The organism is Caulobacter vibrioides OR37, assembly GCF_000372645.1.
GTDB classification, from domain to species: Bacteria; Pseudomonadota; Alphaproteobacteria; order Caulobacterales; family Caulobacteraceae; genus Caulobacter; species Caulobacter vibrioides_E.
In genome coordinates this window covers 523148-537390 of record NZ_APMP01000001.1, presented here as the reverse complement: position 1 = coordinate 537390, position 14243 = coordinate 523148, and the positions used below count along the sequence as shown (strand labels likewise).

Sequence of the window (14243 nt, the reverse complement as noted above, 5' to 3'; positions counted from 1 at the left end):
CAAGCCCCTTGCTCCATGGCCTTCATGCAAACGCGAACGAGAGATGGCGCTTCGCCTCAGTCGAACTTCCGCGCCCGGAAAACCTTCGGCGTCTGGACCCTCGTTGTCGCCCCGAGCCCGAGCGCCGTCGCCAGCAGCGCCGCATCGACGATCCAGCCCACCGGGTCGGCCATCTGGCGCGCGTGGAGCGAGACGTGCGTGACAGCGACCATGGCGATCAGGGCGGCGCTGATCCGGCGAAGCGCGATGGAGAGCGCGGCCGGAGCGGCGGCGACGGCCAAGGCGCAGGCCGCCAAGGTTGCCAGGCCCCAGGCCGCCACGGGTTTCGGCGTGGGCGAGCACAGGCTCACCAGGGCGGAGAAGGCGTAGGCCACGGGCTGGCTCCAGACCAAGGCGATCCAGACGCGCTCCCAGCGTGGAGCCGGGCGGCCCTTGTCGCGGCGTCGGGCCAGCCAGATGGCGACGCCGCTGGAGGTCACCGTCGTTAGGCCCAGCCCCAGCAGCAGATAGGCGACCTTCACCGGCCAGCCGCCGAACCAGCCGAAATGCAGCGGGGTCATGGCCGAGAGCAGGCGCATTCCGACCGAACCGCTCTCGTAACCGACCTCACCGAGAATCTTGCCATCGGCGTCGAGGACCACGGTCTCGCCGCGCGACAGGCGACCCTCGCGGACGATGTTGCCGCTGGCGTGCTGCCCAACCTCGCCGGGGTGTTCGACGACCAGATAGGTCGCGCGTCCGTCCGGATAGACGACCCTTAGACGGGCCAGGATATCGGCGACGTCGATGACCTTTTGAGCCGGTCGCGGATCGTCCTGGACCGTCGGGCCTCGGAACAGGGCATAGGCCTTGCTGGTGTCGCCTCTGAAGGTGGCCAGGGCCAACACCCCGACGATGATCACCGTCAGGCCCAGAAAGGCGCCGGTCAGCGACACGACGAGATGGAATGGCAGGCCCCAGACGGAAATCCGGTTATGCAGGTCGGCTTCCTGCAGGCGCTTGGACCCGCCCCATCGCAAGGCGAAGGCGTCCTTGAACACCCGTGGGTGCGAGAGCACACCCGAGACCAGCGAGGACAGCAGCGCCACGCCCGTCAGGCCGACGATGAAGCCGCCCCAGGCGCGAGGCAGGTGCAGAGCGGTGTGAAGCTCGGCCTGGAAGGTGCTCCAGGGCGTATTCTGCTCGGCGACGATCTTGCCCGAGGCGTCGGCGATCCAGGTGCGCTCGTGACCCTTAGTGTCCTCGGCCCGCACGCTGAGGCGCGGAGCGGCGGGTTCTGGCAGGCGCAAGAACAGTTCATGGGCGCCGGGGGTCTTGGCCAGCGCCTCCCGGAAGGCGGCGTTGGCGGCCCGCGGCGAGACCTCGCGCAGGACCGGACCCGCTGGCTGTTCCCAGCGCTGGTACTCATAGGTGAAGACCGCGATCGAGCCGGAGAAGCACACCAGATAGATCAGGGCCGCGAAAGCCAGCCCCAGGGCCGAATGGCCGGCGAGCATCGCGCGGACGAACGCGGCTGGGATCTTGGGCCAGATCGGCTTGGCGGCCTTGCCCTTTGTCCGAGCGGCGGCGCTCGAGCCGTCCATTAGAGCGCTCCCTTGAGGAACGCCGCGCCCAGAGTCACGGTCGCGACGCCAGTCAGAACGGCGAAGGCTCGCAGGATCTTGTCGTCCGAGAGCGTCCACGCCATGCCGCCAGCCCACAGGAACGGGATCATGAAGCCGCCGACCACCATACGGCTCTGAATCTGGCCTGGCGCGCAGATGGCGACGGCCAGCCCGCAGCCCAGGGCCGCGACGCCCGCCAGCGGGCCCGCCAGGAAACCTCGCAACCAGCCCCGCCAGACGATACGCTTGCGATCGGAAGGCTCGGGCGCGAGTTCGCGGACGACTTTTTTCCTGGCGTCGCGACGCTCGAACCCGGCGGCGACCAGGGCCAGGGCGGCGACTGAACCCAACGTCAGCACGGAGAAGGGGCCGCGCGCCCCGCCGATCAGCGGAACCGAAGCGGCGATCGCCAAGGTCATCACGCTCCAGCCCGCTAGTATGAACCACGCACGGTTCTGATCGGGTGTGGCCCAGGCGCGTTTCAGCAGATAAGTCCCCGCCAGCGGCAGGGGCGCCAGCGCAAGACTCCAGAGAGCGTTCACCAGCGGGTCTCCAGCGTAAGGCCGATGATCCGGGGTTCGCTCAGTAGGGCGACCGGAATGTCCGTGCGCGTATATTGGCTGTACGTCGCGTTCAGCAGATTGCGGCCGTACACATAGGCGCCCCAGCGGGCGCGCTCGTAGCCGAAGCGGCCGTTGAACACGAGGTGCTTCTTGATCAGCGCGGTCCGGGCCTGGTTGATGTCGGCTTCAGAAAACGCGTTGCTTCGGTAGTTGCCGTCCAGATGGGCGATCAGGCCGTTGTCCCAGCGCTGGTCGACGCCGGCCGCCGCCGTCCAGTGCGGGGCGTAGGGGAATTCCGAGCCCGATAGATCGCTGACGAGCGCGCCCGCGGTGACCTTGAAGTCGTCGAACTTGGTTCGGGTGTGACCCAGAGAGACGTACCAGGACAGTCGCGGCGTCAGTCTTTGGGCGACCTCCAGTTCGAAGCCGTAAAGGTGCGACTTGCCAGCGTTCCGGACCTCGGAGTCATAGGCGTTCAGGCCGAGGTTCACGACGACCTGCTGTTGCGTCCAATCGGTGTAGAAGGCGTTGGCGTTGAGGGTCAGCGATCCGTCCAGCCAGGCCGTTCGCAACGCCGCCTCGTAGTTCCAGGTGTATTCCGGATCATACGCGGCGACGCTTGAGCGGGCCTGGTTCACGGTCGAGCCGCCCGACCGATAGCCGCGCTGGGCCGTCAGACTGCCGCCAATGTCCGGGGTCCATTGATATTTGACCCCAAACTTCGGCAGGAACGCGTTGAATTCTCGGGTCCCTTCCGGCGCGGAGGCGTTGGCCTGGGCGATCATGCCGGCGACGAAGGCGTTCACCTGGGCCACGTAGGAGGCGTAGGGTCCGAAGGACGCCGGGGTCGGATAGGTCCCGGCGAAACTGGCCGTCTGCGCGCTGCGGCCGGTGTTCTCCTCGTGGTCGTAGCGGAAGCCGCCGAGTAGCGAGAGCTTGGCGGTCAGGGCGAAGGTGGCGTCGGCGAAGACGGCGCTGGTCTTTATCGTCGAGGGCTGGCTGCCGCTGTAATTTACCGGAATGACCGGCAGGCTGGCGACATAGAGATTGGCGAAGGCGCTGGCCTGCGCCGCGGCGGCGGCCTGCTGCGCCGGCGTCGGATTGCCGACACCCGACAGTAGGGACGGGGTCAGCACGCTCACCAGGGTGGCGCGCGGGAAGGGCACGTTGGTCAGGCTGCTCGACAGGTCCCGGGCGTCGCGCGTGGCGTGATAGGCGCCCAACAGGCCCTTTAGCCGCTGGCCGTCGTAGTTCAGGCGCAGCTCCTGGGAGTCGGTCTTGGTGGTCTGGGCGCGCGTGCCATACGAACTGTGGGCGGGGGCCATGTCGAAGTCGATGGTGGCGTCGGTATTGACCGCGTTGAACGAAGCGATGGCGTTCAGCGTCAGCTTGTCGCTCAGCTTGTAGGCTATGTCCGCCGTCAGGATATCGGTCTTGGTCTTGGTGCGGCTGGGATCGCCCGAGAGGTCGATACGATGATCGTAGTAATCGGGCCGATCGGTGCGCGAATAGGTGAATTCGTAGCCGCTGTCCCGATCGTTGTGGGCGTAGGTGAGCAATGCCCGCAGGCCAGGTAGGGCGCTCGGCGTGAGCAACAGCTTGCCGCGGATGTATAGATTGTCGACCGCGTCCATGTCCCGCTTGAGGTTCGGATTGTAGATAAAGCCGTCGCTATCCTTCTTTTCGACGGCGAAGCGGAAGGCCATCTGGTCGGCGACGATCGGACCGCTCGCGGCGATGGCGTAGACAAGCTCGTCGCCGCTGGCGAGGTTCGCGCGAGCGCGGAACTGCGGGGTGTAGGTCGGGTTGGCCGAGGTGATAATCACGGCGCCGGCCAAGGAGTTGCGGCCCTGCAGGGTGGATTGGGGACCACGCAGGATCTCGACTTGGCCGATGTCCCACATCTCCAGCGGGCCACCGTAGACGGCTTCCTGGGGCAGGGCCGCGCCGTCGACATAGACCGTGGCCAGCCCGCCCGTACCGCCGCCCGAGACGTTGCTATTGCTGACGCCCCGGATCGTGAAGCCGGTCTTGCCGTAGGTCTCGCTCATGTTCGCGGTGCGGGCGACGACGTCGTAGAAGTCCTGGATATTCTCGCGTTCAATGCGGGCGGCGGTGGTCACCGCCACGCTGGAAACGGTTTGCTGAAGCCCGCGGGCGGTCTTTTCGCCGGTGACGACCACGGCCTCGACAGCATTGGCGGGATCATCGGCGGCTGCGATCTCGGCCGCCTGGACGCCTTGCGCCATCGCCAGCACGCTCAGCGCGCTCGCCGCCAACCCCATCCGCTTCATGCCCGGAACCCCGCTTGAAAGAACGGTTAGGCGCTTACTTTGTGTTGAGTATGCGAGTCAATATCATTTGCATCTAGGTTGATCGCATCCGTCAAATGGAGCTGAAGCGGCTTCGCCCGCTCAATCGCGGCCGCCAAATGTCCAGTTCCGCGTCGTCTCTAGCACTGGCCTGCGAGCCCACGAGGCAGGCGTCGCCTTGGGCCGGCATCGGGCCAAGCTGGCTTGTGCCGCGGAAAATTCCTGACCATCTTCCCGGCCTTTCGAGGGAGTTGCGTTTGACCACCAGGAGACCGACCATCGACGATGTGGCCCGTCTGTCGGGCGTGGCGCGCGTGACCGTGTCCCGGGTGCTGAATGGCGGCCCCAATGTTCGCGATGAGGTGCGCTCGCGCGTTATGCGGGCCGTCGAGGCGCTGGATTACAAGGTCAATCCCCAGGCTCGCGGCTTGGCGGGCGGTTCCAGTCGGCTGCTGGCTTTCGTCTTCGCCTCGGACCCCGAGAACGATCCCAACTCGTACTACGAGTCCGCGCTCGAACTGGGCGCTCTGCGCGGATGCCTGGCCTTGGGTTATCAGGTGCTGGTTCAGAACGTCCCAAACCAGACGCCGGACTGCCATAAGCGCGTCCTTGAGTTGATCACCACCCAGCGCTGCGACGGCCTGATCCTATCTCCGCCCTATAGCGACGATGTGGCCCTGATCGAGGCCGTTCTGGCCCAGGGCTGCAAGGTCGTGACGGTGTCGCCGGGCGGTCCGGCCAAAAACCGGTTCGATGGGGTCGGCGTCGATGACGAGGCGGGCGGCTATGATCTGGCTCGCGAACTCCTGCGTCTGGGTCATCGCCGATTTGGTTTCATCGCCGGACTGGAGGGGCACCTGTCGGCCGATCTGCGTCTGAAGGGGTTCCAGCGCGCCCTGGCCGAGCAGGGGCTGGGGGAGGGCGATTACGCGATGGTGCGCGGTGACTTCACCTTCCGCTCGGGGACCCATCTTGCCCCCGGGCTTCTGGATCATCCCCTGGGACCAACCGCCCTGGTCTGCGCCAATGACGACATGGCCGCCGGCGCCTTGTCGGCGGCGCACGCGCGGGGACTGAGCATTCCCAAGGACCTGTCGATCACCGGCTTCGATGACGCGCCCGTGGCGGCCATTGTTTGGCCGCCATTGACCACGGTGCACCAACCCGTGAAGGTTCTGGGCCAGCGCGCCGTCGAGCTTCTGGTCGCCCGCTTGACGGGTGTCGACATCGCTCCCGAGCCCGTGTTCCACCAACTGGAGCACGCCGTGGTGTCCCGGCAAACGACCGCCGCGACCTAGTTTTCCCCTGCCGCCGATTTTGTTTCAGCCTTGACAACGTTGTCGCGTCACTGCCAATTGGAAGCGCTTCCATGGAAGCGCTTCCACGGCCATGCTCGGCCGCGAGACAAGAACGAGAGAATCGCCCGCGCGGGGCGAGTTCAGAGGGGAGAGCTTATGCGAAACCGCATGACGCGCGGCGCGCCAGCGTCCATCCGCACACTTTACGCAACCGCCTCGGCGGCCGCCATCACCCTGGTGATCGCGGGGCCGGTCTCGGCGCAAACGACCGCCCCGGCGCCGAAAGCCGACGATGACACGGTCGAGGCCGTGGTCGTGACCGGCATCCGGGCCAGCATCCAGAACTCGATCAACATCAAGAAGAACGAGACCTCGATCGTCGAGGCCGTCTCGGCCGAGGACATCGGCAAGCTGCCCGACGTCTCGATCGCCGAGTCGATCGCGCGTCTTCCCGGCTTGGCCGCCCAGCGGGTCAACGGCCGCGCCCAGGTCATCTCGATCCGGGGCCTGGCGCCGGACTTCACGACCACGCTTCTGAACGGTCGCCAACAGGCCAGCTCCGGCGACAACCGCGCCGTCGAGTTCGACCAGTATCCGTCGGAGCTGCTGTCCAGCGTCGTGATCTACAAGACGCCCGACGCCCAGGTCTCGGGCATGGGCCTGTCGGGCACCGCCGACCTGCGCACCGTGCGTCCGCTGGAATACGGCAAGCGCGCCCTCGCCGTGAATCTGCGGGGTGAAAAGACTTCGGGCAAGAAGCTGAACGAAGACTCCCGCAACACCGGCGGCCGTTTCAGCGTCAGCTACATCAACCAGTTCGCCGACGATACGATCGGCGTCGCGCTGGGTTACGCGCACCTGGATTCGCCCTCGCAGGTGAAGCACTACAAGGCCTATGGCTACGAGGCGTTCCCGCCCGAGTCCACTTCGCCCGACAGCGCCGACGGCGCTCTGATGCTGAACGGCCAGGAAATCTTCGCCACCTCGCGGAACAACAAGCGCGACGCGGTGATCGGCATCTTCGAATACAAGCCGAACGACCGGATCCACTCCACGCTCGACATGTACTACTCGACCTTCAAGCAGAAGGAGACGACGCGCGGGGCTCAGTGGTTCTCGAATCCCTACGCCGACAACGCCACCTTCTCGGGCGTGACCACGGATACAATTGGCGGCTCGAAGTTTGCTTCGGGCGGGACGCTCAATAACGGCGTCCTGCAACTGCGCAATGACTACAACACTCGCCAGGACCAGTTGTTCTCCGCCGGCCTGAACAACGAGTTCCAGATCACCGAAAGCACGCGTCTGGTCGCCGATCTGTCCTATTCGTCGAACAAGCGAAAAGAACAGATCATGGAGACCTACGCCGGCTACGGTCGCGGCGTGGGTGGGGTCACCGGGAGCACGCCGGACGTCGGTCGCACCTATGACACCATCGGCTTCAAGGTCGCCGACGACGGCTTCTCGCAATATCACGAGGGCCTGAACTATGCCGACGCGAGCAAGGTCACGCTGGGCGACCGCGCCCCGTGGGGCGGCTGGGGCCACGACGGCGCGATCCGCTTTCCGCACGTCAAGGAAGACGTCACCGCCGTCGACGTTCGGCTCGAACACGATCTAGACGGCTTCGTCACCCAAGTGTCGGGTGGCGTGAACTACACCAAGCGCGACAAGGGCAAGACCGTCTCGGACAACGACCTGTTCCTGAAGAACGGCCGCCAGCAGGTCTATGTCGACGCGGCCGACCTGACCTCGCCGACCAATCTGGGCTTCGCGGGCTTTGGCAACGTCCTTTCGGTCAAGATCGGCGACGTCTGGAAGAAGTATTACAACGCTTCGCCCATTCTCGACGCCAACTACTACGACAAGAACTGGGACATTACCGAAGAGGTGACCACCTTCTTCGCCAAGGCCAATTTCCAGAGCGGCGCCCTACGCGGCAATGTCGGCGTCCAAGTGGTCAAGCAGAAGCAGGAGTCCAGCGGGGTTGTGATCAACGGTCTGGCCCCGGGGCAGCCGATCGTCCCGACCAAGATCAACGCCAAGGAGGACTATACCGATGTCCTGCCTAGCATGAACCTGATCTACGACCTGGGCGGCGGCCATCGCATCCGCTTCGCCCTGTCCAAGACCATGGCGCGTCCGCGGATGGACGACATGCGCGCCAACGTGACGCCAGGCTTCAACAGCCTGGTGTGTTCCAGCCAGCCCTGCGGCCCCGGCACGACGGTCAATCCGTGGTCGGCCTCGGGCGGCAACCCGCACCTGAAGCCGTGGATGGCCAAGGCCGCCGACCTGGCCTACGAGTGGTACGTGAGCCCGGCGACCTACCTGTCGGTGGCTGGCTTCTACAAGAAGCTCGACACCTACATCTATCAGCAGTCGGGCACGTTCGACTTCACCGGCATTCCGCTGCCGCCGGGCGCGAACATCCCGGCTGGCACGACGATCAACAACATCGGCCAGATCACCCTGCCGGCCAACGGCAACGGCGGCGTGGTCAAGGGCCTGGAGTTCAGCGGCGCGCTCGACTTCGGCCAGTTCGCCGACGTGGTGAAGGGCTTTGGCGTCCAGGGCAGCCTGTCGCTGACCAAGTCGAACCTGAACCCGACGACCAGCACCGATCCCAAGCAGAAAGTCCGCATCCCGGGCCTGTCGGGCACGGTCTACAACCTCACCGGCTACTACGAGCGCGGCGGCTTCCAGGCGCGGATCAGCCAGCGCTACCGCTCGGCCTTCAAGGGCGAGGTGGTGCAACTGTTCGCGACGCGCGGCTTCACCGAGATCCTGGCCGACAAACAGGTCGACGCCCAGATCGGCTACACCTTCCAGGACGGGCCGCTGGAGAACCTTGGCCTTCTGCTGCAGGTCAACAACCTGACGGACTCGCCGTACCGCACCCGTCTGGGTCTCGACGATGGCGGGACCAAGACCAGCAACGGCGGCTCGCTGCCGGAGACCTACGAGAAGTACGGCCGCCAGATCCTGTTCGGCGTGAACTATCGGTTCTAGGCGTTAGGTCGAGCGCTCGTCGTCCCCCCCTTGGCGCCGTGCTCGACAGCGAGAACCATCGGAGGCGGGGCCGCGCTTATCAGCGGCCCCGACCTTTGACCAAGACGGGAGGCGGGCGTGCAGCCGCTCAAGACAATATTGATCGCCGGCGGCGGGTCGGCTGGCTGGATGACCGCGGCGCTGTGCTCGCGTCTTTTCCAGGGCCTCTACGACATCGTCCTCGTCGAGTCCGACCAGATCGGCACGATCGGGGTCGGCGAAGCGACCATTCCCGCCATCAAGAAGTTCAACGAGCTGCTCGGGCTCGAGGAGGACGATTTCCTGCGCAAGACGCAGGGGTCCTTCAAGCTGGGCATCCAGTTCCGCGACTGGTGGCGCAAGGGCGAGAGCTATCTGCACGGCTTTGGCGTGATCGGCCAGGACTTGGGTTGGCTGCGCGCCCACCAGTACTGGCTCCGGATGCGGGAGCTGGGCCGCGCGCCGCCCTTCGATAACCTGGCGATCAACAACGCCATGGCGCTGAGCGACAAGTTCATGCGCGCGAGGGCCGACATGAGCGAGTCGCCGATCGGCCATATCGCCCACGCCTTCCATTTCGACGCCGGCCTCTACGCCAAGCACCTGTCGACCTACGCCCAGGCGCGCGGGGTCAAGCGGCGCGAGGGCAAGATCGTCGAGGTGACGCTGCGCCCCGCCGACGGCTTCGTCCAGTCGGTCACGCTGGACGACGGCGAGACGGTCGCCGCCGACCTCTTCATCGACTGCTCCGGGTTCCGGGGCCTGATCATCGAACAGGCGCTCAAGACCGGCTACGAGGACTGGACGCACTGGCTGCCCTGCGATCGGGCCATCGCCGTGCCGTCCGAGCGCTCGGAGCACTTCACGCCCTATACCCGCTCGACCGCGCACGACGCCGGCTGGCAATGGCGCATTCCGCTGCAGCACCGCACCGGCAACGGCCATGTCTATTGCAGCCGCTTCATCGACGACGACGAGGCCGAGCGCGTCCTGCTGTCGAACCTGGACGGCGCCCAGCGGGCTGACCCGCTGCGGATCCGCTTCACGACCGGCAAGCGCAAGAAGATCTGGAACAAGAACTGCGTGGCCGTCGGCTTGGCCGCCGGCTTCATGGAGCCTCTGGAGTCGACCAGCCTGCACCTGATCCAGTCGTCGGTGATCCGCCTGGTCCGTCTGTTGCCGGACGCCGGCTTCGACCAGGCGACGATCGATGAGTTCAATCGCCAGACCGACTTCGAATACGAGCGCGTCCGCGACTTCATCATCCTGCACTACAAGGCCACCGAGCGCGACGACACGGCCTTCTGGCGCCACTGCCGCGACATGGAGATCCCCGCGACGCTGCAGCGGAAGATGGACCTCTTCCGCGCCAATGGCCGAGTTTTCCGAGAGGACGACGAGCTCTTCACCGAGGAGAGCTGGATTCAGGTGTTCCTGGGGCAGGGCGTGATCCCGCGCGGTTACGACCCGCTGGTCCGAGTCCATTCGGACGAAGAGATCGCCCGCCACCTTGGCAATATCGAGACGGTCATCGGGCGGTGTCTGGCCGTCATGCCCAGCCACGCCGAGTTCGTGTCCCGCGCTTGCGCGGCGCCGGCCCCGGTCGCCTCGACCTTAGTTCCCACACCATGACGATGGCACGGAGTACCGCCATGACGACCGCCCAGCCTTCATCCGCCCTGCGGATCCTGTGCCGGACCACCGCCGCCGTGGCGTTGCTTTCCCTCGCGCCGGTCGCGGGCGCGCTCGCCGAGGTCATGCCGACCAAGGACAGCGCTCCGCTGGCGCCGCGCGCCAACGACCCGGCGTGGGCTCGCGCTGATGCGCTGGTCAAGCAGATGACGATGGATGAGAAGATCCAGTATCTGCACGGCCTCTTTCCGCCCAACACCAAGCCCGCGCCCGCCGACATGATCCCCTCGGCCGGCTATGTCCCCGGCGTCCCGCGGCTGAAGATCCCGACCCTGCGCGAAAGCGACGCCAGCCTCGGCGTCGCCAATCAGGTCGAGCAGCGCAAGGGCGACGTCGCCACCGCTCTGCCTTCGGGCCTGGCGCTGGCTTCGACCTTCGAGCCGAAACTGGCCTATGCGGGCGGAGCGATGATCGGCGCCGAGGCGCGCGCCAAGACCTTCAACGTCCTGCTGGCCGGCGGCGTCAACCTGACCCGCGACCCGTGGGCCGGTCGCAACTTCGAGTATCTTGGCGAGGATCCGCTTCTGGCCGGCGAGATGGCGGGCGAACAGATCAAGGGCGTGCAATCCAACCACATCGTTTCGACGATCAAGCACTTCGCCTTGAACGCCCAGGAGACCGGCCGGCACGTGATGGACGCCCAGATCGGCGAGGCCGACCTGCGGGAGAGCGATCTGCTCGCCTTCCAGATCGCCATCGAGAAGAGCAACCCCGCCTCGGTCATGTGCGCCTACAACAAGGTCAATGGCGACTGGGCCTGCCAGAACGACGTCCTGCTGAACAAGGTGCTCAAGCGCGACTGGAACTATCCGGGCTTCGTGATGTCCGACTGGGGCGCGGTGCACAGCACCGTCAAGGCCGCGCTGGCGGGCCTCGACCAGCAGTCTGGCCAGGAACTCGACACCCAGATCTTCTTCGGCGACGACCTGAAGGCCGCCGTCGCCAAGGGCGAGGTGAGCCAGGCCCGCGTCGACGACATGGTCCGCCGGATCCTGCATGGGGTGATCACCTCGGGGCTGATGGACAATCCGACGCCGACCACCGCCCAGCCGATCGACTATGACGCCCACGCCAAGGTCGCGCAAAGCGTGGCCGAGCGCGGCGCGGTGCTGCTGCAGAACGAGCGCAACCTGCTGCCCCTGGCCAAAACGGCCAGGAAGATCGTGCTGATCGGCGCCCATGCCGATGTCGGCGTGCTGTCGGGCGGCGGTTCGTCCCAGGTCCGCTCGGTCGGCGGCGCGCCGGTCGAGATCCCGCTGAACGGCGGCGAGGCCGCCTCGTTCGTCCGCGTCACCTGGCACGCTTCCTCGCCCTTGGAAGCGATCAAGGCCGCCGCGCCGGGCGCGCAGGTCGTGTATGTCGACGGCAAGGATCCTGCGGCCGCCGCCGCGGCCGCCAAGGACGCCGATGTCGCCGTCGTCTTCGCTCGGCACTGGCAGACCGAAGCTCAGGACGCGCCCTCGATCGCGCTGCCGGACAATCAAGACGCTCTGATCGACGCGGTCGCCGCCGCCAACAAGAACGCCGTCGTGGTGCTGGAGACCGGCGGCCCGGTGCTGATGCCGTGGCTCGATCGCGTCGGCGCGGTGCTGCAGGCCTGGTATCCCGGTCAGCGCGGCGGTCAGGCCATCGCCCGCCTGCTGTTCGGCGAGGTCAATCCGTCGGGCCGCCTGGCCATGACCTTCCCGAAGACCGCCGACCAAGCGCCCCGCGCCAGCGCTCCGGGCTTCGCCGAACAGGCCGCTATCGACGACGCCCGCCGCGCCGGCCAGACCGTTCCAGGCATCAAGGGCTTCCCGGTGAAGTACGTGGAAGGCGCCGCCGTCGGCTATCGCTGGTACGCCCAACAAAAGCTCAAGCCGCTCTATCCGTTCGGCTATGGCCTTTCTTATACGTCGTTCGCCTACAAGAACCTCAAGGTCGAGGACGCGGCCGGCCTCAAGGTCAGCTTCGACGTCACCAACACTGGCAAGGTGGCCGGCGCCGACACGCCCCAGCTCTATGTCACCGCCGGCAAGCGCAAGCCGATGGTCCGCCTGGCGGGCTTCCAGAAGGTCGACCTCGCGCCAGGCCAGACCCAGCGCGTCACGCTGACGGTCGAGCCTCGAATCCTGGCCGACTACGATGTCGCCAAACCCGGCTGGTCGATCGCGGCCGGGAGCTATTCGCTCTTTGTCGGCCGAAATGCCGGCGAGCCCGTCCTGACGGGCAAGGCTAAACTCAAGGCTTGGTCGAGGAAGCCCTGATGCGCAAGCTTTGCACCGCCGTCGCCGCTCTGACGATCGCCTTTCCAGCGGCGGCCGCGCCCAAGCTGCGCGCCTGGGTGACGACCGGCGACAAGAGCCAGTTGATGGCCGCGCGAGCGCCGTCTGGTCCAGCTTCGGCGAAGGCCGTTGAAGGTCTGCCGCTGATCGCGGTCGACCCCAACGAGCGCCATCAGACGATCGTCGGCTTCGGCGCGGCGATCACCGACGCCTCGGCATGGCTGATCCAGAACCGGATGAGCCCCGCGCAGCGCGACGCCCTGCTGCGCGAGCTGTTCGGGCGCGCCAACGGCGGCCTGGGCTTCAGCTTCACCCGCGTCACGATCGGCGCCTCGGACTTCTCGCTGGACCATTACAGTCTGGACGAGACGCCAAACGGCGCACCCGATCCGAAGCTGGAGCATTTTTCGCTAGCGCGCCCGGAGCAGTTCGTCTTCCCGACCGTCCGCGCGGCCCTGAAGATCAATCCGGATCTCAAGGTCATGCACTCGCCCTGGAGCGCCCCGGCCTGGATGAAAACGACCGGATCGCTGGTGAAAGGCGAACTCAAGCCGGAGGCCTATCCGGTCTATGCCGACTTCTTCGGCCGCTACATCAAGGGCGCGGCCAAGGTCGGCGTGCCCGTCGATTATCTCAGCATCCAGAACGAGCCGGACTTCGAGCCCGACAACTATCCTGGAATGCGCTGGAAGCCCGAGGGCCGCGCGCGCTTCTTCGGCGAGAACCTGGCGCCGGTGTTCCAGCGCGAGGGCATCGCGACCAAGGTCCTCGACTGGGACCATAATTGGGACAAGCCCGAGCAGCCCATGACCGTTCTAGCCGATCCCAAGGCCAACGCCTTCCTGACCGGCGTAGCCTGGCACTGCTACAAGGGGGACGTTTCGGCTCAGGAACCGGTGCGGGCGGCTCATCCGGACAAGGAGGTCTTCCTGACCGAATGCTCCGGCGGCGAGTTCGCGCCGAAGTTCGACGACAGCTTCTCCTGGATGATGGAGAACCTGATCATCGGCTCGACGCGCGGCGGCTCTCGGGGCGTCCTGATGTGGAACCTGGCCCTTGATGAAGGGTTCGGACCGCACAACGGGGGCTGCGGCGACTGCCGGCCCGTCGTGACGATCAACAGCCAGACCGGCGCCGTGACCCGGACGCAAGAATACTACGCCTTTGGCCACGCCAGCCGGTTCGTGAAGCCGGGCGCGACGCGGATCGGCTCGCCGGCCAAGGTCGGGGAGCTGCGCACGGTGGCCTTCGAGAACCGCGATGGCGGGCGGGTACTGCTGGTGCTGAACACCGGCAAGGCGCCTGCCAGCTTCGCGATCTCGGATGGCGCTCGCCGGTTCAAGGCGATACTGCCCGCCCGATCGGCCGGCACCTTTACCTGGTGAGATTCCGCGCCTTTAGGGCCTTTAGCCTGAAATCGGAATCGATTTCAGGCTAAAGGCCTCTAAATCAGATGTTTAGAGCGTGAGATAAGCTGAAA

At 66.1% G+C, this 14243-nt stretch carries 8 protein-coding genes; 5 read left to right on the top strand and 3 right to left on the bottom strand.

Annotated features, from left to right (window positions below; genetic code table 11):
- Positions 1-56 precede the first annotated feature (56 nt).
- The 3 genes from OR37_RS02430 to OR37_RS02420 are packed head-to-tail and all read right to left on the bottom strand — an operon-like array spanning position 57 to position 4461.
- On the bottom strand, positions 57-1583 hold the full coding sequence (locus OR37_RS02430; RefSeq protein WP_004615576.1) for a PepSY-associated TM helix domain-containing protein: 1527 nt from the start codon (positions 1581-1583) through the stop codon (positions 57-59).
- Positions 1583-2146 carry a hypothetical protein gene (locus tag OR37_RS02425; protein WP_004615575.1) on the bottom strand — a complete coding sequence of 188 codons (564 nt, stop codon included), beginning with the start codon at positions 2144-2146 and terminating at the stop codon, positions 1583-1585. Before OR37_RS02425 ends, OR37_RS02430 begins: the two co-directional genes overlap by 1 nt.
- On the bottom strand, positions 2143-4461 hold the full coding sequence (locus tag OR37_RS02420; RefSeq protein WP_004615574.1) for a TonB-dependent receptor: 2319 nt from the start codon (positions 4459-4461) through the stop codon (positions 2143-2145). The genes OR37_RS02425 and OR37_RS02420 overlap by 4 nt, the downstream gene beginning before the upstream one ends.
- A 275-nt stretch (positions 4462-4736) precedes the next feature.
- On the opposite strand from OR37_RS02420, the gene OR37_RS02415 reads away from it, so the two are divergent.
- The 5 genes from OR37_RS02415 (at position 4737) to OR37_RS02395 (ending at position 14148) form a co-directional block, all read left to right on the top strand.
- The gene (locus OR37_RS02415; RefSeq protein ID WP_004615573.1) at positions 4737-5777 is read left to right on the top strand and encodes a LacI family DNA-binding transcriptional regulator; all 1041 of its coding nucleotides are present in this window, start codon (positions 4737-4739) and stop codon (positions 5775-5777) included.
- Positions 5778-5933: 156 nt separating this feature from the next.
- Positions 5934-8789, top strand: coding sequence for a TonB-dependent receptor (locus tag OR37_RS02410; RefSeq protein ID WP_004615572.1), 2856 nt, complete (start codon positions 5934-5936; stop codon positions 8787-8789).
- Positions 8790-8906: 117 nt separating this feature from the next.
- Positions 8907-10439 (top strand): tryptophan halogenase family protein, encoded by a 1533-nt coding sequence (locus OR37_RS02405; RefSeq protein ID WP_004615571.1) that lies wholly within the window; start codon positions 8907-8909, stop codon positions 10437-10439.
- Positions 10440-10459: 20 nt separating this feature from the next.
- Complete coding sequence (locus tag OR37_RS02400; RefSeq protein ID WP_004615569.1) at positions 10460-12745, top strand: beta-glucosidase; 2286 nt, start codon at positions 10460-10462, stop codon at positions 12743-12745.
- Positions 12745-14148, top strand: a complete 1404-nt coding sequence (locus OR37_RS02395) for a glycoside hydrolase family 30 protein (protein ID WP_004615567.1) — start codon at positions 12745-12747, stop codon at positions 14146-14148. Before OR37_RS02400 ends, OR37_RS02395 begins: the two co-directional genes overlap by 1 nt.
- The last annotated feature ends 95 nt before the right edge of the window (positions 14149-14243 follow it).

What these genes read in the sequence shown, in the direction of transcription:
- OR37_RS02420 (WP_004615574.1), bottom strand. Translation starts at nt 4,461, where the DNA reads ATGAAGCGGATGGGGTTGGCGGCGAGCGCGCTGAGCGTGCTGGCGATG.
- OR37_RS02410 (WP_004615572.1), top strand. Translation starts at nt 5,934, where the DNA reads ATGCGAAACCGCATGACGCGCGGCGCGCCAGCGTCCATCCGCACACTT.
- OR37_RS02395 (WP_004615567.1), top strand. Translation starts at nt 12,745, where the DNA reads ATGCGCAAGCTTTGCACCGCCGTCGCCGCTCTGACGATCGCCTTTCCA.
- OR37_RS02400 (WP_004615569.1), top strand. Translation starts at nt 10,460, where the DNA reads ATGACGACCGCCCAGCCTTCATCCGCCCTGCGGATCCTGTGCCGGACC.
- OR37_RS02430 (WP_004615576.1), bottom strand. Translation starts at nt 1,583, where the DNA reads ATGGACGGCTCGAGCGCCGCCGCTCGGACAAAGGGCAAGGCCGCCAAG.